The sequence below is a fragment of the Cutibacterium namnetense genome, from assembly GCF_001642025.1.
Lineage (GTDB): Bacteria > Actinomycetota > Actinomycetes > Propionibacteriales > Propionibacteriaceae > Cutibacterium > Cutibacterium namnetense.
In genome coordinates, this window is record NZ_LWHO01000007.1 from 1 (window position 1) to 19723 (window position 19723).

Consider the following 19723-nt stretch of genomic DNA (forward strand, 5'->3'; position numbering starts at 1 on the left):
ACACCACCCCCGACGTGATCTGGTATCCCGACTCCCACACACAAAATGGTGGTCACGGTTGCGCGACAGTGCCGGAGTCCCGCCAGCTTCCCCACACCACCTGGGCATCAACCCACCCATTGGGCCAACAGCGAACACAGTACCCCCACCAAGGCCACTTAGAGCCCAAGGTCCTTAACAACGCGACAACATGGCACGCCCCGTGGCCGGCATCCACAAGGAGCAAGCCTAAACGCACCGCCGTGCGACATGAAACCCACGACAGTGCGTCAGAGATGGAAAAGGATGAGGGTCAATATCGAAAACGCCCTCCAAACGACTAGGGACAGGAACAGCGCAGCCATGGTTGCGGCGGTCATTTTGGGGATAAACGAGGTCTTCTCATGATGAAGGCTGCTACCAAAGACGCCGAGAATCCATCCAATACATGGGAAAATAATCAAAGACACTAAGCGTGAAAGTACATATTTGATATCAAAGAAGGGGTCAAGGAAAGGATTGTTCACCCTGGGCCTGGCGAACCAGTAAAGATCATATGCACCCGTCGTGATCGATCCGACAAGGGTTGCGGTAACGGCACCGAGCCCCCTAACCTTCTTCTCTCGAATCCTGGGGTTCTCGCATGCACAGAGCTTTCTTCCCCATAGCCCGGTGAGCCAACCCCCCACAGCATAGATGGCTACAACCCCGGGAGCGACCAGGTATATACGTCCATCTGCCCCTGAACCAAAATAAGGAAGTAGAAAGGCTAACGCCAAGACAGCACCGGTGATAGCGCCAACGATCATCCCATTGACCGGCGCGCGACAACCATGCCTTCCTTCGACGAGTTCAGTATCATTCATCAGCGGAAATTCCCTGCACGGTAACAGCAATAATACTATTGCCGTGTAGCATTGTCGCTTTGCATCTAATCGTCATGGGCACAAACAGTTACTCCCCAGACGCCAAGGCACCTATATCGTCAACTCCCCCATCGCCCGGTACGACGGCCATCGCGGGTGATTACACTTAACGCTTGGCCTCGCTACACACGTCCTCACTCCACAGGTGTGATGACAAGGGTTGGGGTGGGGCCCAGGTGCGTTCCGGGTATCTGTCCCGTCGTCATCTGGTCGTGTGATGTTCTCCATGGGATGGTGCATGGTCCATGAAGTGTTCTCATCGAGCTAAGGCAGGCTCTTGCGCTGCTGCGGTCTCCCGTGTCGTTGTTGCCCTAGTGACTGTGATGGCGTGCTGGGCGCCAGTTCCCAGCGCCTTCGGGCAGCCAACCGCGTCAGCGTCTGCGACGGCGGTCGAATGCACCGGCCGCGGCGGGGTGTGGGTCGTCGTAGACATGCCCGACAAGCCCCTCGCTGCGGGGTGCGCGCAGCGACCCTCTGACGGCATGGATGCCCTGCACCAGATCGGCGTCGATATCCGCCAGCCGCCATCCCAGCCCGGCCTCGTCTGCGAGCTTCAGGGCCGCCCCGAGGACGCCTGCTCGCATGGCGGCTATGACAAGTCCACTCGCCAGTTCTGGTCGTATTGGCACGCCACCTCCCCCTCGGACAAGTGGACGTTTTCCTCGAAGGGGGCGGCGCAGTATCACCCCGCCGCAGGCTCTGTCGAGGGGTGGCGATGGGGCACCGGGAAAGGCTTCCCTCCCCGACAGGTCTCCGTCGCTCGCAAACCCCCCGCCATGCCACCCGAGCCAGGACACGGATCGGGGCCTCTTGCCACCATTGGCGTGATCGTGGCGGTCATCGCCTTGGGCATAGGAGTGTGGTGGACGCGCCGGAGGCAAACCCGCCAAGACACAGAATGAGTCTGATGAACACCGCTCAAGAAAGGGGGCGACGCTCTGGCGACGCCACAGATTTCACCAACCCTTTCTATCGGGGGTTCCACCGGCCGTTCGGGGCGTAGACGCGCTCGGAGCATGCTGGGGCGATCCGTTCCGATCCTGGCTGGTACGGCGTTGCTCGTTAAGGGCCTGCTGATTCCTTGTGGACAGATCTTTCTGCCGTTGCTGCTCGGAATCCTTCACCTTCGGTGGCTTGTTTTCCTGGGACTGTGAGCCTTGCTGCGCCTCCACTTCCTGGTCGAGACGTTTCATGGTGGTGGACTGCTCGATCTTCTGATCGGCTGAGGTCTGCCGCACGTGTGACTGGGGCGCAGTGGTTTTGCCATGGCACTTGAGCCGCTGCGCTATAGCTTTGGCTTCCTTCAACGTGTCGGCCTGGGCAGTGCCCCGATTGAGGTTCTGCATCGTCACCGACTCTTCCAAGGTCCACACCAAGTTCATGCCCACCCGGCACTTCTGCTCCTGCGGCGCCATGTCAAGTGCGGCACGAAGATCCTTCTTGGCGTCGGCGTAGTTGCTCTCAGCGGCCCGGGAGGTGCCCCGGTCATAGCTGGCAATCCACGGTTCGATGACGTTGAGCTTCATGTTCGCCCCGTAGTACTGCTCGGCCTGCGCATATTGCTGGGAATTGAAGGCCCCGTTGCCAAGCCAGTCGAATATCAGGACGCCCGCGAGTCGACACGCGGCAAGAACAAGAACAGCAACAAGCAGCACCGTCACCCCAATAGTGGCCCGGCGTGCCCGTCGGGCTCGGTTGGGGCTCATCGCGTCCCGCCGGCGGTATCGCGGATGAGTTTGACGCGCGTGACGAAGGTTCATCATGGCATGTCCTTTCGGGCCCGTCGAAGCCGCCGGGCACTCATCGTCAGCTGGATAGCGACGTCGACTCCAGCAACAAGACCGAGGATCCACGACAGATCTGTGCCGGAACTCATCTGATCCACGTGAGTGGTGCGTCGCAGCGACACCTGGGGAGGAGTGAGCGCCTGGCCCGGAGATCGGGTGACGTACGACACACCCGCCTGTCGGGCGGCCGCAGCTAGTGTGGCGTGGTCGGCGTGGGAGATGGCCTTCTTCCCGTGGTAGGTGACGTCTCCGGGATCGAAGGCGGAGCGCGCCATCGGTGCCCCCGCAGCGGTGCCGTACCCGTAGATAGCACCGCCCGCGACTAGAGGTTTGAGAGCGGCGAAAGAGCCGGGTGCCCTGGTGGCCGTCTGCTCCCCGTCTCCACAATAGAACACCATCCGGGTGGCCTGGGGCGCGGATTCGCGAGCCTTCTGCAAAACCCCGACGGCGGTGGGCACGGCCACGCTGATATCGGTGCCGGTGCCCTTGGTGTCCTCACGCCAGGTGAGAGAGTTCGCAGCCGAGATGATCGTGCCGGTGTCAGTGGTTGAGGCCACCGACACCCGGGCATCGTTGTCGAAGGTGATGAGAGTGAACCGGGCGCCACTAAATACTGAAGCGAGCGCCGCGACATCGTGGACTGCCCCGGATAGACGCGTTTTGCCGCCGTTGTCACGGGCCGCCATTGAGGTAGTCGTGTCGACCATGATGACGATATCGGCGTCTACGCTTGACCTTTGGCGACCGGACTCGCCCACTACGGGGTGCAAGCCGATGAGCCCAACGAGCACGGCCAACAGGACGTCCAAGATCGTTGTGGTAGTCCTGCCGCGAGTATGGCGGCCCAGCACACCGGACCACACAGCGACGATGAACATCATGGCAGCGAGCGCCAGTGCGATGGGGTAAGGATGCCAGCTCATCGTTCCTCCCGTCGTCGAGCGATCATGGCACCCAGCCCCCCAATACCGATCATGAGGGCCCCGGGCCAAGGCATGTCGTAGGAGCGGTGGGTAGCCATAGCCATGACTGCCTTCTTGGCCTGCGACTGGATACGATCAGCCACGTCGTCGGTGTCAACCTGCCCGTTCGAAGGTATCGTCAACGTTTCTCCGTGGGTACGCAGCACCTGCTGGTGCAGCTCGTCGCGAGCCGCCCGGTAGTCGGGATCGTCGCTAGCGGGCACAATGCCAAACACCATAATGTGCCGCTTGACAGCCAAGTCGACGGCCTGGGACACGGTGTAGACCGAAGGCCCGGCAACCATATTGTCGGTGGCGAGCACGACGCTTCGCGACCGAGGCTGGTCAAGCTGGTCGAATCTGCTGACACACGAGGCCAGGCCATCACCAACTAGTGAGCCGCCCGGGCCGTAACGCACCCCCGGATCAAGGTCCGCCCGTCCGAGCCGCTCTGCGGCCTGTTTCAGCCCGGCCTTGACGCTGTCACGGTCATGGGTGAGGGGGAACACCGTCACCGACGACGAGTCAAACATGACGAAGCCGATCCGGTCGTCGCTGATGTGGTCAGCCAGCTGGATGTAAGTGTTGATAACCTGACGATCCACCCCTTCCATCGAACCTGACACGTCAAGGCACAGCATGACGTCACGGGTGCGTATCTGGCGATCATCGTCATCGATCCCTTGCAACCTGGCGGCCACCAGGCCAGCCCCACAAGCGGCCACCCCCCAGCACATCACCGCTACCACCAGGCACCGCACTCGCCGCCGGGCATGGTCCCGGTAGGCAGGAAGGGCACGCAGACGGTCGACGTGAGCCACCACAACCCGAGCGATTTTCTCCCGCCGACGCAGAAACAACCCGATGACGACCGTCACGGCGACCGCCGCTATGACGGCAGGCCACATCCACCACCACATCAACTCCATGAACGCACCGTCCTCACGGCCACCGACAGCAACTCGTCTAAATCGACGCCGTGGCCACCTGGGTCGAACTCCACCTGGTAGCAGCGCTTGACAACCTCGACCACCGGCTTGAGCCGCGCATCCTCATCGGCGCGCCGGGAAAGGTCGCCCAAGCCCTCATAGTCCAGGTCGTTGTCACAGACGATGCCAACAAATCGACGCAGCGCAATGCTGATGCGTCGACACACGGCACGGTCGGACTCGCCGCGCTCGGAGGCGTCCTTGGCCTCTTCGAGGTCCTGCAGCGCGGCGGCGCGGACTGTCTCCAGCGTGACCGGACCATCTCCTGCAGCAGCGGAATCGATGGCCGCCAGTACGCGACGACATCCCCACATCACGACAACGGCGGCAAGCAGACAGCCGGCGACCACCCACCACCACCGTGGGTCGTGGGATACCGGCGGATACAGATCCAGCGGGACGCTAGCGACGGGAAGCATGACGCATCCTCTCAAGAAGCCGGACGATCGCGGCAACCGAATCGTCCACGTCAGCGACGGATTCGTGGATGACACCGAGCCGGTCCAGGGTCTGGCTGCGTCGCCGCGCACGCTCCTGCTGAGCCGCAGTGAACTGCTGACGCACACGCCGGTCACGGGGCACGAATCCCGGCACCGCTCGACCGGAGGCCTGGTCGCGGGTGGGGACGGCAGCCAGGGCCGGATCGGTCACATCAAGGTCCGACACCTCGATAGCGAGAACTTCGTGGCGGGCACACAGGCGCGCCAGAGCATCCACGTCATCGGGGTAGGGGTCCCAGTCGTCCAACACGACGACGACGATGCCGCGGCGGCGCAGCCCAGTCGCAGCCAAGTCAAACAGTTCAGACAGATCGGGTTCAGGGGCCTCTAGTCGGCATCCTGCATCGACTCCCGCGAGCATGTGCTCAATCTGCGTGTCGCGATAAGACGGTCGTGCCACGCTCGGCCCACTCGGCCCCGGAGCGACCACCGTGACGTAGTCACCGTGACGGCACGCTACCCACGCCAGCACCCCGATAGCCGCGAGGACCACGTCGGCCTTGCTCTGAGTGAGAGTGGCCGCACCCGCCAACGGCCCGCCAGCCGGGACGACGAAGGCGAAGGTGTGCCGACGCTCCGCCCGGTAACGCTTGACCAGCAACTCCCCAGAGCGTGCCGAGGATTTCCAGTCGATGTCCTTGACGTCGTCGCCGCGCACGTAAGAGCGCAGATCATCGAAGTCTAGGCTGCGCCCCGAGGTCATTGCTGTGTATTGGCCGTCGAGCAGCCCCATGACTAGACGCCTCGGGTATAACGCCAAGCGCCCTTGGACGGCTGTGAGATACGCCATGATCAGGGGGTGGGGACAGCCCCGAAGATGCCGTCGATGATCTCCTCGACGGGCACCCGCGTGGCGACTGCCTCGAAGGTGAGGATGAGTCGGTGACGAAGGACCATGTATCGCATCGCTCGCACGTCGTCGGGGATCACGTGGTCACGTCCGTGTATCAGCGCGTGGGCGCAAGCCGCTTCAACGAACGCGATCGTAGCCCGCGGGCTGGCACCATACTCCAGGCAGTGGGCCTGCTCCTGAGGAAGGTAATCGCCGGCATGACGGGTCGCGTGGACGATCTGGACGATATAGCGCAGCAGCGCCTCGTCCACGTACACCCTCCTCGCCAAATCCTGGAGCCACAACACGTCCTGCCTGCTTACCACGGGGGGCACAGTGCGTGACGCAAGGACGCCGGATTTAAGACGACGCAGCATCTCCACCTCATCAGCCGGCGATGGGTAGTCCACGATCACCTTGAGCAGGAAACGATCCATCTGTGCTTGAGGCAGCACATAGGTGCCCTCCTCGTCAATGGGATTCTGGGTCGCCAGCACTAGGAACGGATCAGGCATGGGGTAGGTTTTAGCCCCGATCGTCGCCTGTTTCTCCTGCATAGCCTCAAGCATGGCGGCCTGCGTCTTGGCACTAGACCTGTTGATCTCGTCCAACAACACCACATTGGCGTGGACCGGACCCAGCTCGGTGGTGAACGTTCCGCTGCCAGGGTTGAACACCTGGGTGCCGATAATGTCGCTGGGTAGCAGATCGGGAGTGCACTGCACGCGCGAGAAGCTGGCGTCAACAGTTGAGGCCAGCGTCGAGGCCGCCAGCGTTTTAGCCAAGCCGGGCACCGATTCCAGCAGCACGTGGCCACCACCGATCAGCCCGACTAGCAGTGCCGTGCGCAACGCCTCCTGGCCCACAACCTTCGAATCGAAGGTACGAGAGATCGCTTCGACGAGGCGGTGGGCGTGGGCCACCTCGCGCGGATCGATCCTGGGGCTCCTCCTGCCGGGGTCCCCCCGACGGGCACGCCCCTCCCCTGCCGTCTGATCGGTCGTCCCTGCGCTCATTCCGCGTCCTCCTTCTGGTCCTTGGACCATTCCATCGCCCGTGTCCTGGACTGTTTTCGTCGCTCCACTGCGGCGGGGTTGATGAGTGTGCCGTGAGCGGTCGGCGTCTCGTCGGCCCGCTTGTCGGGCCTTCCCCAAGCTGTGCGCAGCGCACTGATCGCTGGGAGGCCGACAAGCACGACGCCCGCCAAGGTACACACGCCTCGGGTGAGGTCGATCCCCAATGAGGTCCGCACCGAGTAACGAATCAGCCGCTGTATCGTGATCGTGCCCGGCAAGCCGGGTACGAATGCGTCGGATGTGGTCTGTCCGACAGTGCTGGCCCCTTCAGTGGGCCAACCGATGAGGTTGAGCATGACTCCCAGCACCGGCCCGCATAGCACGGCCAGCGGCCATGAGAGCAGCCACGCGGGTTTCGTAGGAACCCGCACCAGCAACGCACCAATGAGACCTGTCAACCCCCAAGCCAGCATCTGCCCAGGCAGTGGTGCTGCGACCGTGTCGACGAGCATGCTGGAGAGCAGGCATGATCCGGCCCCCACGAAGAATCCTGCCGATGCCCCGGCCGATACTCCGACTAGAAGGGGCAGGACGAATACCGGCTCCACCCCGAACACGCGGGGGGACATTACGACTCGCACCAGTGCATTCGCCACCACGAGGCACACCAGCAGTCCAACCCGCCAGCTCCGCCGACCGTCGTCGACCCATCGACATACCGCCAGCAGCACAAGGCCGGCCGCCAAGTACACGATCATCGCCTGGGATTCGGTGGAGACCTGAGCGCGGGTCCCCGCATGCATCGAGTCGATGACTGGCATCGCCAACCAGACGGCAACCGTCCCGGCCACTACCGCCGTGACAACTCCACTACACCAGTTACGCATGACCCCTACTTCCCTCCGCTTTAGAACGGGGAATGAGGGCCACATCGGCGGCCCCGACGACGTGGCCGCCAGGGAACATCTGGGCCACCTGAGGTGGGTAGGGCAGGTCAGCCACCACGGAGCCGGGACGCCCGTCGGCCACAACTTCGTGCTCATCAACGACGAGGACCCGGTCGCACCATCGAGCCACCAGGTCGACGTCACGGCTCGCCATGATGACACTTGCACCCCGCCGACGCACCACCTGCACCAGGTGGTCGCCGCTGGCGGCGTCAACCGCCCAGCCCGGATCGACCCACAACACGACTTTGCCGCCCGCGCACGCCAACACGTCGGCGAGCAGACGCTGCTGCCCTTCGCTGTGTTCGACACCTCGGCGGGCGCCAACCGGCCCCAACACCTCGTTGGCCAGTTCCATGCTCTCTCCGATCGGACGGTCTGCCCGACGATCGACCATGTCGCAGGCCCGTTGCACGCTTGTCTGCCGCAGCAGCGCGTGCAGCAAGTGGTCGTTCACACCACGGGGACGCACGGTTGCGGCCAGGCGACGCGCCGCCCGATGCGCCTGGACCGGTTCGTGAGCAACGATTCCCAGCACCTGACCGGCACGCACGTCGATCAATCCTCCCGATAGGCGCAGGGCCGCAGGATCGACGCGGGCGAGTACCGGCCCCTTGGGCTGCTGCAGTTGGGGCGATGGCACTGCGGTGAGCGCTGTCGCAGCCAGACGGGCGTGAGCCTGCTCCGGGCTGGTGAATACTCCCTCACCGGATCGAGCAGCGATTTCCTGCAACGGGGTGGGAGGCAGGTTGGTCGACGACCACAACGAAGCCGTGACCTGGCGAGCGTGCCCGTCAATGATTTCGACGACGCTGTCGGCTGCTCCCAGGGCATAGTCCAGGGCATGTTCGGCCCACACAACAATCCGCCCGGCACGAGCCATCTGGGCGACGCACGCGGCGGCCCGCGACCGCCACTTCGACGTCATGGGCGCCAAAAGCTGATCTAGAAGCAACACCGGCGCCCCAGAGCCGATGCCTTCGGCTAACGCCATGCGGGCAGCCTCACAAGCCGACATGCGCGCCACCGGCCTACCCCGCCACTCTTGCAGGCCCAGTTGCTCGATGGCACTGTCGCACTCGACGTCATTGCACCCCAGTGGTCCTGTCGGGCGGTGACCCACCACGGCCACCTGCGGGCGCAGTTCGGCATGGCTCATCGCGTCGATACGTCGTCCCGATAACCGGATCACACCTTGTCGGCGCACCACCTGCCGGTCATGAAAGCCTGCAATGAGGCGTAGCAGGGTAGTCGACCCGCAGCCGCTGCGGCCCGTCACCACGGTGACTCCAGGCTCGGCGCTCATAGTGACGTCGTCCAGCACCCGGCCGACCCGGGAAATGTCTACGCATACCGACTCGACCTCAAGCATGCCGGCCTCCCGCGTTGAACGAAAACACCACGGTCGCCGCACCGGCCACCATGACGGCGCACATGACCAAGGGTGTCCCGGCGGTGGAGGTCAGCGCCCGCCCATCGCCGGTCCGGTCACGCAACCGCCATGCCACGGCGGTAGCGATGGTCGCCAGGACGAGGTACACATCCACCAGCCGCAGACGCCCCACCCCGGGCAGTCCGCGCACCATCAACATCGCAAGGCCCGTCACCGCCCACAGGCCCGCGGCCACCATGAGCGCACGGTCACGCCAGGGATCCAAAACGGCAATGTGCCATAACGTCCAGCCCGGCATAGTGTGGCGAATGCATACCAGCATTACAGCAAGTGTCGCGGTCACCGCCAGCACACGGGCCCACGGCCGGGGCGACCTGGCCAGACGAGCCTCCTCCCAGCGCGACTCGATTTGACGGCCACGATCGATGCCGTCAAGCAATGCATCTAAGCGCGAGGTGCGTAGCCCTGCGCGCCGCAGCCGGGCCCGATCAGCAACTGCCGATGCGATGCCCTCGGCCACGCACACTCCGGGGGCAATTATTCTGGTCCCTCGCCCTAGCCAGCACATACCTAGATCGAGCCAGTTGCGGGCGGGCCGCAGTTGCACCAGCGTTGCCCCGGCAATCACTGCTACACAGGCCTGCGCGGCATGGTTGGCGGCACTTATAGTTGCCCCGGTATGGATGGGGCCTCCGATTTGTTGGCTACCGAAACCGATCGACGGCAGCGTCACCACGACAGCCCCGGTGGTTATCGAATGGCCCAGTGCACTCACCAGGAGGAGCAGCCACAGCACGACCAACGCTCCGCACACTTCGCCGGCGGGAATCCACACCGACCGTCGCGGGCCGCCAGCCACTATGGCCACCGCGCACAGCGTCACCAGTCCCGCCAGCGACACCACGATGTGGTCAGCCGCCCACACCACGGCCACCACCGAGGCGACCCATAGCAGGGCCGTCAGGGGATGCACACGTTTCACGATCGACGGCCTCGCCATCCCGCACCTGCCATCGCCAGCGCGAGGGCCACGGCCCCACCCCCAACAGCACCCTGCACAACATGGCTACCCGAGTGCCTCTCGTCGGCTCCTGCCGAGCTCGGCGCCCCCCGATGGTACGGCTCGTGGAACGTTCCCTTATATGGTGCCCGCTTGGGATGGTCCGAGGGAACGGCATCCCACTTGTGCACCACGATCAACCCGTCGCCGCCATAGGTGATCATTCGCATCTTGTAGCGGTGATGTTTCAGCCCGCGGGGCAGCTCATAACCGATGTCCACCGGACGGGAAGGATTACGCTCACAAACCCAAGCCGTGGTGGGGTCGTCGTAGCGCGACACCACCCTGTTGCCCTCGCAAAACTCAGGACCGGGTTTCGGAACCTTCGTCACATTCACCCAGCGTCCCGCATCATTCTGGTAGTCGATCTCATACCACCACGCCTCCATCGATCCAACGATGCGTAAACCAATCTTTTGACCCACGGGTTTCTCCAGCCCCCAGCCATCCCCCAGCACAGTGGGTTTCATCGTCCCGTAGGGCACGAATGTGCCTGCCGCGTGGTCGAGGTTCGCCATGGTCACATCATCGGGGCCTACGAAAACCCATGCGCTGGGTATTTTTGCCGGGTCGTCTTGTACGGTGGGGAATCCCAAACTGGTGCCCACGATTCCGGTGTCACCGACGGTTACTGGCTGGTCAGCCAGGGCGAAGCGCTCCAGCCTTGTCAGTTCGCCGTGCGCGTCAGTGCGTACGTAGTATGCTGCCGGTCGTATTCTGGTGCCCGGAGCCCCAGTCACGGTAATACCGGAGTACGTGACTTCTCGTGCGTCACCTCCATCTACACTGATGGTGCATTCATGATTGGGGTCGGAACACAGTTCACCGGACACTCCATCGCCCGCTTGGGCCACCGCGGGCAACGAGGCCACACCGATGGCCACCACGGCGGTCGCCAAGCACATTGTGTGAAGCTTCACGATCCATCCCTTCTGCGACCCCAGCCGCACTTACCCTGACATGACGAAAGGGTTCGGCGGGGTGCCACGACCCCGCCGAACCCCCTCCAATACCGGCTACTTCTTGACGGGAGGATCGATCGACGGAGTTTCCCTTCCGCCTAACGTCACACCCACCCAGGTATCTTTGCCAGGCGCCAATGCCACCGCTGAATTCCAGTTCTTGTGGGATATGCTAGCCGATGAATATATCCAATAACTCTGCTTCGAACTCACATCATGAATACCATTTACCTCATTGACCAAACCTGACGCTTTATCGACCGCGAATTCGATCCCAACGGCCGTAAGTGGCTCCATGCGTGAATCGCCATTAGGGTCGGCCCAGGCGCCACCTATATTGCACCGCACCAGAACCCCCGCCTTGGCTTTCCAATTGTCCGGAATAGTTGGCTTTTGACTCATGTCGCTACTGTGGTCCACCACAACCGTCTGCCCCTCATGTGCCGCACAGGCCCCATCATGCCAGCCCGAGGCACCAGAGGCTGCCCCTATCGCCTGAGCCGCCTCTGCCCCGCTCACGGCACCGGCTACCAATAGCACCGCAACGAGCGGGCCAGCCACACGCCGACTCATCGTCGACATTCCCTTCCCCTTTGCCATCATGACATCTATTCCTTCCTCAATAGATGACGTATGCAGACGCTCTGTCCGCCATGCCCCGCTCAGACTCCGGTGGCTGGTAAGCCAACGGAGGCCGACCCCGCCCCGGCACCCGAACCGCCAGTTCCACCTCGGTTATTAGGATCGGGCAAACCGGGGTGCCCGGAATGGGAATGGCCCCCTGTTCCTGGCATTACCGGTGACCCCGACCTGCCCGGAGCAGGCCGTGGCGTCACTGTCGGCGTCGGACTTGGCTTCGGACTCACCGTAGGGGTCGGGGCAGGAGCGTAGGCGTACTGGGGCCGGTGCTCAGGCCGGTTCGGGTTATCGCCCGCAAAATAGAATGTCTTGTCGGGATTCTCCTGATCTTTCGCATGCCCATCGGGGTAGAGAGCAATAGCCACAGCCATCCCTTTAACCGGTTTTTCAGGCAACGCGAGGTAACCCACATCGTCGGGCTTGCCGGGGTAATCCTCATCGTCGTGAACTTTTTCCGGCCACGGCGGCAAAGTGCCATCTTTACCAGGCATCACCGTCACCGCCGAGTTTCTGATTCGGTCACCAGATGAAGTCTCACTACTGTCGGGGGTAAGGCCCAAAAAACTGTGCCACCCATTGGGATCTACCGTCCCAGGAACACCCACCGCTGCCGCCCAGTTCGCCGTCCTGATTTCCGCGTTATAATCCCAACCCTTGGCATGGCTGACCGATTCTAAACCCTTGTGACACCGAACAAACCAGCCGTCCTTGACATGAGCATCGGTGTACCTCGTCGTAGCCGGATTCAGGTCACCTCGATCCTTCGGACCCAACGCCGCGAAATCAATGAGAACTGAATAGCCCTCCTCGCTCTTGTTACACCAGCCCGCATGCCACTGATCCGTCGAAGCCGTCGGAATCGCCTCGCTGAAGTCAGCCCACGCCGGTGCAGCAAGGCTGCCAACAGACAGCACAGCCACCAAGCCGCCCGTCACCCACCCCATCGCTTTTATTGTCATCTGGGTAACCCGACCTTTCTGTTGCATGCGTCCTTCGCACGCGCCTTAATATCTGATATGCATCCACCGGCGATGAAATAGATCATTCAACGTCACCGGAATCGATCTCGTCATCCTCACGGCGGCGGTGCCGACCCCGCATCAGCCACCACATCAGCACTCCGGCAGCAACCAGCACGGCCCCACTAGCACCCCAGGCCCAGCCCGGCACACCACGGTGGTCACTCGAGGCGGTCGGGCCCTGCCGCTCTGAGCCCCATACCCGGCTACCACCAGCGGATGCAGACGCCGATGGTGACAGGGAAGCCGACCGGGACACAGAAATCGACGGCGATGGCGACGCAGACCGTGACACTGACGAAGAGGCAGAAGCCGACGGGCGTGCCGACAGGCGGCCATACGGCGCCTTGCCACGCCGCGCACTCACACCAGCGTGAGCCCCCGCCACATCCCGGCGCCCAGCATGGCCAGCAGAACCACCACGATGAATGGCAGGACCATGATGAACCCCTGGACCATGACCACCACCGGAACTACCGCCATGGGCAGGACTCCTACCATGACGGTGGTGAGAACCGGGATGAGGATCAGGCTTCGGCGCAGGCCCCGGCGGGGACTTCGGTATACAACCGTTCACAGTCCCATCCGCATACTGCGGGGCCAACATCCACCCCGGACACGGCTGATGCGTCTTCGGATCATCGTGTGTTCTGGGATGTAACGCCGCATCTCCCAAGCACACATGATAAGCCATGGGTACGGAGTTGTCGTTATCCGTGCAAAATCTCATATCTTGCATTTTCTCATAGACAATATAAGCGATCGCCCCATCCACTACACTGTCTTTTTCTATGAGCCCCCGATCTTGGGGTAGCATCCTGTTACCAGTTCCCAGTGAAGGCCATGGACCATTGACCGGCGTCCGATTCGGAGGCCAACCGCCCGACAAATCCCCCGCAGCATCCGGGCGAAACCACACAACGCCATTCCAGCCCCAGTGATTCGCTATCGTCTGTTTTTCCTGAAGCGGCCTTACATGAAGAACTTCTTTCTCTGAGGAGTTGTTGATCTCGATAGCATTATCAGAGGGTTCTAAATAGTCGCTCGTGTAATATGTCGACAGCCCCACTGATTCGAGAGCAGCATCCCAGTCAATTTTGGAAAATTTATTTTGTGATGACGGTACGTGCGCCCCGTACATGCCCTGATGGCAGCGCACGATCCATCCTTCACGAACGGTGGGGCCATACTGCTTAACATGCTCAGGTGTCGGCGTCAGATCCCCCCGCCAACTCTCGGGAATACTGGAAAGGTCGATGACGATCGCATACCCTTCACCACGGCGGCACCAGCCATCACGCCACGTACCATTCGCGTCGAAATACGTGTCCAGGGAAGAGCCCTGGTTCGGATACTTTCCCAGTCGCCCTTGCGTGGACTGATCACCGTCAAGCCCTGCCAGCGCCGGCCGCGACGCCGCAGCACACGCAAGACCCGCCACCATGACAAGGCAAGCGACCGCACGCACCCGCCACCGACGACTCCTCAACCCACTCCACATACCAGCACCACACACCGCTGAAGTCCCAGCCTAGACAAAGACACATGGCTGGTGGTTGGGGCGGGGCAGCCACACGGCCCCACCCCAACCACAGGAAAATATCTAGAATGCCGCCACATCAGTTCACCGCGGCATCCTGAACCTTGTCGTTGACGGGAACGGTCTGGGCGTCATGAGCACCCACATTGTCGTAGGACTGCAGACTCCGCAACGCAGGAACCACCTGGGTTGTCGACATCATTTTTCCCTCGGGAGTCTTCGCGGCATTGTTCCCGAACGATCCGTCAGCCTGCTGGCGACTCACAAGCCATGCCTGACCCTTGACAGCCTGGCCTTTGTGGTCCGCGTCACCGGCCCGATATAGGCCGGAGGCCACCCACGCGGTCGTATTCACATTTGGACCTGCGCCCTTGAAGCCCCACGCCTCACCTTGCTTGGCTGCGTCCAGACGCCCCTCAAGGCTTGTCACGGCTTTCGCCTTGTCCGTATCCGAGCCCTTCACATGCGACAGGGCGGTGAGCATGAGCCCATCAGTATCCGGATCAGCCCATTTGGGAGTCGAGGACGCGTAGTCGGTCACCGACTTGAACAAGGCCTTGGGGATCGGTTTGCCCAACCGCTCCAACGCGATCATGTCCAACGCCTGATTCGTCGCATACTCAGTGAACTGAGACGCCGAGGTCACCGGCTTGGCGTAGTCAAACCCGCCATAGGTGGTCGGCTCGCCAGCAGCCAGCAAGGTGATCGTCACCTTCGCGCACCCACCCACATTCACCGGCTTGCCTACCGGCGCGCAGTAAGCAGACCCCTTGGCCTGGATGTTGCCCTTGATCTTACCGAGGGTCGCCTGAGTGGCCGCATCCGTCTTCCCTGACGCCACCAACGCCAAAGCCTCATCCAACTGCGCACCCAAATGCTCGCTAGGCACATCAGCACTATGCCCATTGATGTAGTCGGCTGGCTTACCGGCCTGGGCGGCGTAATCGGCAGGCCCACCCGCCTGGGCCGCCTGAGCCGGGGCCGCCATCACCCCCACCGTGCCAGCTGCCACCGCAGCTGCCACCAGCGAGCCCAACACTCGCCTACGCTTCGTCGTTACCTCTACTGACATGGCTACTCCCTTTCTCGGAAGCGTTCCGAGGGGACCTGCAGACAGCACTGACGTTCAAGCATCGGTGTCGATCCGCAACCCACGACGGAACCTCAAACCACCCCGATGTGATCTGGTACTCCGACTCCCACACCTTTCGGCATGATCACGGTTGCGGGACAGCGCCGGATTCCCACCGGCTTCCCCACATCACCCAGGCATCAACCCAACCATTGGGCCGACAGCGAACACTGTACACCTGCCCCACAGGCAACGGCTATCCCCATCCTGTGACCTCACCACCCGGATATGTAAAATTACTGACACAAGCAGCCGATCATTAAAGGTGGCAGACAATGGCGTTCGGATCCTTCGACAACCAGATCACCCGCCGCGGGTACGTCACCGCGCAGATGGACCATATCTGGTCAGAACGCTCGACAGTCCAAAGCTGGTTCGACGTTGAGGCTGCCCTGGCGCGAGTTCAGACCGCCATCGGGATGATCCCGGTCGGAACCGGCGCTCGGATCACTAGCCAAGCCAGGGCCACCGACACCGTCATGACACAGATCCTCGACGGCGAAAGCGGCAACCCGTTTGCCCTGGGACTCGATGCCCTGCGCTCTGCCCTCGACGACGACACCCGCCAATGGGTCCACTACGGAGCCACCACCCAGGACATTCTCGACACCGCACGCAGCCTACAAATCCGAAACTCCTTAAACCTCATTGCCGACTGCACCGACAAATTATTGAAACGCATCCGCGACCTCGCCGGACGCCACGCCGAAACCCTCATGGTGGCGCGCACCAACGGCCAGCACGCCGTCCCCACCACCCTCGGCATGAGGTTTGCTCGCTGGGTGGCTGACCTCGAGCGCTCCCGCGATCGCCTGAGCGAAGTCCGCAAGCGCTGCCTGCTGGTGCAATTCTCGGGGGCCGCGGGAACGTACGCATCAATGGGCTCCCACGGCACTGCCATCGCCACGGGCATCGCACGGGAGCTCGACCTGGTTTGCGAACTCATTGCCTGGCACTCCTCCCGCGATGGCCTCACGGAATTGGCATGCAACCTCGCGATCCACGCACAGACACTAGGAAAAATCGCCGAGGACCTCTACGACATGCAACGCACTGAATTTCAGGAGGCCGCCGAAACTCTCAATCCCCACCTGTCCGGCTCAAGCACCATGCCGCAGAAACGCAACCCCTTCTCCACGATGAAGATCTCGGCAGCTGCCCGAATGGCCGCCGGCGCCGCCGCCACCGTCCTTACCAACCCACCCGGCGACTTCGAGCGCGACCACCGTCAGCTCGAAGTCGAAAGAGATGCCATCCCCCGCATCCTGGCAGCCGTCGACGGAGCAGGCCAGAAGCTACTCAACCTCTTGGACGTCCTGCACTTCGATGCCAGCTGCCTCGACGCCAACGCCCGTCGAGAAGGCGTCCTACTCGTCAGCGAAGGAAGCATGATGGAGCTGGCTACACAGTTGGGCCACGAAAAAGCCCACGATCTGTTACAGGAGTATTCAGCCGCATACCGGACCGACGGAATTAGCCTACGCGAATTCGTCAAAGGCAGGCCAGAAATTACCGAAAAACTCGATAACATCAACCTTGATGAGCTGTCAGACCCGTCGGCGTACACCGGCCTATCCGCAGAGTTATCCCGACGCCTTGCCGCTGGCCAGCCACATACCGGAACCGACATCACGGAGTAATAAAAACCCCGAGTTCGTCAAATAACCCCTGCATCGTCTCGACCCGGGAACGCTCAACCTCGTGATCCTCCGGAGCTAAAGCAGCCACCAATGATTCCAACAAGATGAGGTAGCAGGCCCTCGACCGAAACGCCGTAGAGGACTCCGAAGACACCAACAAAACATGGTCAGCGTACCTGCGCATCGGAGTAGAAGAACGGTTCGTCAGAAGCACCGTCGTCATGTTGCGCTGGCGAAAGAGCCGCAAGACCGACTCAACCATTCGGGAATGCCGGTCAAACACAGATGCCAACAAGATAGCGTTGTCAGGAAGGTCAATGAGCTGATGGGCCATCCGGTCGGTCGAATCCAACAAAATAACGTCACGCCGGTAATAGCACACCAGCAACCGGAAATAATCAAGCAAAGCATGCCCGGTAGCAGCAGCAACAAGGTAGAGCGGACGGGAATCGTCGCGTAGCAACTCAACAACTCGGTCGAATATTTCACCATCCAACGAATTCAGACCAATATCAATGCTGCGTCGGGCAGCTTCCATCTTGGAACGCCACATGGCTCCCGGCTCATCGGTCGTGAGGTCATCGGTAGTGCGATCACTAGGAAGGTCAAAGTTAGCGGCAACCTCCTCACGAAGACTCCGCGAGAAGTCACGGAAGCTGACATAGCCCAGCTTGCGCACAAAACGCGTCACCGACGCCGTCGAGGTACCCGTCGCAGCACTGATCTCATCCAAATTCTCCAAGGCCAAGTGAGGAAAAGAATCTTCACAGTACCGAGCAATGACGGCATCGGTCGGCGTCAACGCTTGTAGCTCTCCCAACCGGGCATATAAGCTGTCACGTGCCGAGCCCTTGGACTCAGCCATCTTCGCCTCCTCCATGGTAAAAACTCACAGCAACCACTGTGGCAACCGTAGATATTACTCGGGCATCAAATGAAGATCAGGCTCGAAGCCATCATGACGATGAGTCCGACAAGCATGGGAAGCACCGTTCGCCTGACGACGGCCATCGGCGAGACACCCGCGGCTCCGGCTGCCGTAATGACAAGACCCGAGATCGGCGAGACAGAGCGAAACAGCCCACCGGCGAACTGCATCGGAGTAACGAGGTTCGTTGCGCTGCCTGAAAGCCCGTTGGCGATCCCAGGAGCCAGCGAGGCGAAGGAGGTAAACGAGCCCACCCCCGAGCCAGTCAGGAAAGTCACCAAGCCGACGACCAAGGTGAACAGGATTGCCATCCCCCACAACGACAGGCCAATCCCTTCAGCTCCTTTAACGAGCAATGTAATAACGCCAGCTTGCTTAAGGCCCTCAGCAAACAGCTGAGCCGCAATGATGAGAGACACCACCTTGGCGAACATCGTGCCCATACCAACGAACATGGCGTTCGCGTCAGTAAGCACCGATGAGCGGTCATGGTTGCCGATGAGTTCGACGATCACTGCAAACACCCACACCAGCAGGAAAGCCGAGACTGTAGAAAGCTGAATAGATGTCACGCCAAACGGACTAAAAACAACAAGGAGAATGATCGGCAACAGCAGGAACAGCGCGTACCAACGCGGTGCAGTGCGGCCCGACGAGCTGTACTCGTCACTATGCCCACCAACTTCATCATCTCCCTTACGATCCAGACGGCGTTGCACGAAAAAATGGGTGATAGCTACCGCGATGACCGTCGGGATGGCCACCGGAAGCTGGTGCTTCACGAAATAGACCGCTGGAGACAGACCCACAGTATGGGCGGCCAAGATTTCAGTTCCAGTAGCTGGGCCGATCGGCATGGCACTCGTCGTCGCGATGACAGCAGCGCCGACTGCTGGGCTGACTCCCGCCGCAATGATGATGGGCATCATGACGACGACCAGCAGCATCGCGAGGCCAGCGGCGCTCGGAATAACCAGGAAGAGGAGCTGGCCAATGATGTAGGCCAGCACGAGGATGAGATAGGGCTGCTTGAGTTTGGTAATTGGGGTAGTGACGAGCCGAACAAGAGCCTCCGTAGCCCCCACCCGATTCATGTAGGACGAGAACCCGCCAGCGGCCATGATGATGAGTCCAACGCCCGTGAGCTGGTCCTTCGCGATGGACTCGACGAGCCCAATGATGTCAAACCAGACACTGCCAGAGCTCTCCTTACCGTTCATCAACGGCACCGACGGCCTGAGGATCACCCTGATGAGCACAAGCAACAGTCCGGCACCTAACAGCACGAGCACCGGCCGGTATCGCTTAACCAGCAACCGCCCGGCCGCAACCGTCACGAGCAGCGCACACACCGCAAGCGCAGCTGTCATGATGACTCCTTCGTCAACCCGTCTGTGAAACGTAACTTATGAAAATTAAACTACGTCTTCAACAGTGTTAGAAACAATACTAACATTTCTCCAGTTGGCGAC

18 protein-coding genes and 1 pseudogene are annotated in these 19723 nt (G+C 61.6%); 3 read left to right on the forward strand and 16 right to left on the reverse strand.

The window, feature by feature from the left end; translation table 11 throughout:
* Positions 1-269: 269 nt before the first annotated feature.
* Positions 270-845, reverse strand: coding sequence for a hypothetical protein (locus A5483_RS07870; protein ID WP_063811464.1), 576 nt, complete (start codon positions 843-845; stop codon positions 270-272).
* 305 nt (positions 846-1150) lie between these two features.
* Between A5483_RS07870 and A5483_RS07875 the strand changes: the two genes are divergently transcribed.
* Entirely contained in the window at positions 1151-1807 is a 657-nt protein-coding gene (locus A5483_RS07875) for a hypothetical protein (protein ID WP_063811465.1), read from the forward strand.
* Between the two features lie 54 nt (positions 1808-1861).
* On the opposite strand, the gene A5483_RS07880 is transcribed toward A5483_RS07875, so the two are convergent.
* The 13 genes from A5483_RS07880 to A5483_RS07945 all read right to left on the reverse strand — a co-directional run bounded on the left by A5483_RS07880 (position 1862) and on the right by A5483_RS07945 (position 15623).
* Complete coding sequence (locus tag A5483_RS07880) at positions 1862-2611, reverse strand: tetratricopeptide repeat protein (protein ID WP_063811502.1); 750 nt, start codon at positions 2609-2611, stop codon at positions 1862-1864.
* 53 nt (positions 2612-2664) lie between these two features.
* Entirely contained in the window at positions 2665-3615 is a 951-nt protein-coding gene (locus A5483_RS07885; RefSeq protein WP_063811466.1) for a vWA domain-containing protein, read from the reverse strand.
* A complete protein-coding gene (locus tag A5483_RS07890; protein ID WP_063811467.1) occupies positions 3612-4583 on the reverse strand; it encodes a vWA domain-containing protein in 972 nt (323 codons plus the stop codon). The genes A5483_RS07885 and A5483_RS07890 overlap by 4 nt, the downstream gene beginning before the upstream one ends.
* A complete protein-coding gene (locus A5483_RS07895; protein WP_063811468.1) occupies positions 4574-5062 on the reverse strand; it encodes a hypothetical protein in 489 nt (162 codons plus the stop codon). Before A5483_RS07895 ends, A5483_RS07890 begins: the two co-directional genes overlap by 10 nt.
* Complete coding sequence (locus A5483_RS07900) at positions 5046-5933, reverse strand: DUF58 domain-containing protein (protein WP_063811469.1); 888 nt, start codon at positions 5931-5933, stop codon at positions 5046-5048. Before A5483_RS07900 ends, A5483_RS07895 begins: the two co-directional genes overlap by 17 nt.
* A gap of 2 nt (positions 5934-5935) precedes the next feature.
* A complete protein-coding gene (locus tag A5483_RS07905) occupies positions 5936-6991 on the reverse strand; it encodes an AAA family ATPase (RefSeq protein ID WP_063811470.1) in 1056 nt (351 codons plus the stop codon).
* Positions 6988-7878, reverse strand: coding sequence for an ECF transporter S component family protein (locus tag A5483_RS07910; protein WP_063811471.1), 891 nt, complete (start codon positions 7876-7878; stop codon positions 6988-6990). Before A5483_RS07910 ends, A5483_RS07905 begins: the two co-directional genes overlap by 4 nt.
* Positions 7871-9310 (reverse strand): ATP-binding cassette domain-containing protein, encoded by a 1440-nt coding sequence (locus tag A5483_RS11445; RefSeq protein WP_082864023.1) that lies wholly within the window; start codon positions 9308-9310, stop codon positions 7871-7873. The genes A5483_RS07910 and A5483_RS11445 overlap by 8 nt, the downstream gene beginning before the upstream one ends.
* The gene (locus tag A5483_RS07920) at positions 9303-10313 is read right to left on the reverse strand and encodes a hypothetical protein (protein ID WP_063811504.1); all 1011 of its coding nucleotides are present in this window, start codon (positions 10311-10313) and stop codon (positions 9303-9305) included. The genes A5483_RS11445 and A5483_RS07920 overlap by 8 nt, the downstream gene beginning before the upstream one ends.
* Complete coding sequence (locus A5483_RS07925; protein ID WP_420911587.1) at positions 10310-11314, reverse strand: hypothetical protein; 1005 nt, start codon at positions 11312-11314, stop codon at positions 10310-10312. Before A5483_RS07925 ends, A5483_RS07920 begins: the two co-directional genes overlap by 4 nt.
* Before the next feature lie 93 nt (positions 11315-11407).
* Positions 11408-11935 (reverse strand): hypothetical protein, encoded by a 528-nt coding sequence (locus tag A5483_RS07930; RefSeq protein WP_241497698.1) that lies wholly within the window; start codon positions 11933-11935, stop codon positions 11408-11410.
* An 80-nt stretch (positions 11936-12015) separates the two neighbouring features.
* Positions 12016-12978, reverse strand: a complete 963-nt coding sequence (locus tag A5483_RS07935) for a hypothetical protein (RefSeq protein WP_241497697.1) — start codon at positions 12976-12978, stop codon at positions 12016-12018.
* 1652 nt (positions 12979-14630) lie between these two features.
* Complete coding sequence (locus tag A5483_RS07945) at positions 14631-15623, reverse strand: prenyltransferase/squalene oxidase repeat-containing protein (protein WP_193790461.1); 993 nt, start codon at positions 15621-15623, stop codon at positions 14631-14633.
* Positions 15624-15958: 335 nt separating this feature from the next.
* Here A5483_RS07945 and A5483_RS12430 point away from each other — a divergent pair.
* Together A5483_RS12430 and A5483_RS07950 are read left to right on the forward strand one after the other, a co-directional pair.
* Positions 15959-16162, forward strand: a pseudogene (locus A5483_RS12430) (lyase family protein); the annotation flags it as partial.
* Positions 16163-17323, forward strand: coding sequence for a lyase family protein (locus A5483_RS07950; RefSeq protein WP_233500943.1), 1161 nt, complete (start codon positions 16163-16165; stop codon positions 17321-17323).
* On the opposite strand, the gene A5483_RS07955 is transcribed toward A5483_RS07950, so the two are convergent.
* Both A5483_RS07955 and dcuC read right to left on the reverse strand, forming a co-directional pair.
* Positions 17313-18203: a MurR/RpiR family transcriptional regulator gene (locus A5483_RS07955; RefSeq protein WP_042842826.1), complete on the reverse strand. Its 891-nt coding sequence runs from the start codon at positions 18201-18203 to the stop codon at positions 17313-17315. The two genes, A5483_RS07950 and A5483_RS07955, sit on opposite strands and share 11 nt — an antisense overlap.
* A gap of 50 nt (positions 18204-18253) precedes the next feature.
* Positions 18254-19621: a C4-dicarboxylate transporter DcuC gene (gene dcuC / locus A5483_RS07960; protein WP_002549270.1), complete on the reverse strand. Its 1368-nt coding sequence runs from the start codon at positions 19619-19621 to the stop codon at positions 18254-18256.
* Positions 19622-19723: the final 102 nt, after the last annotated feature.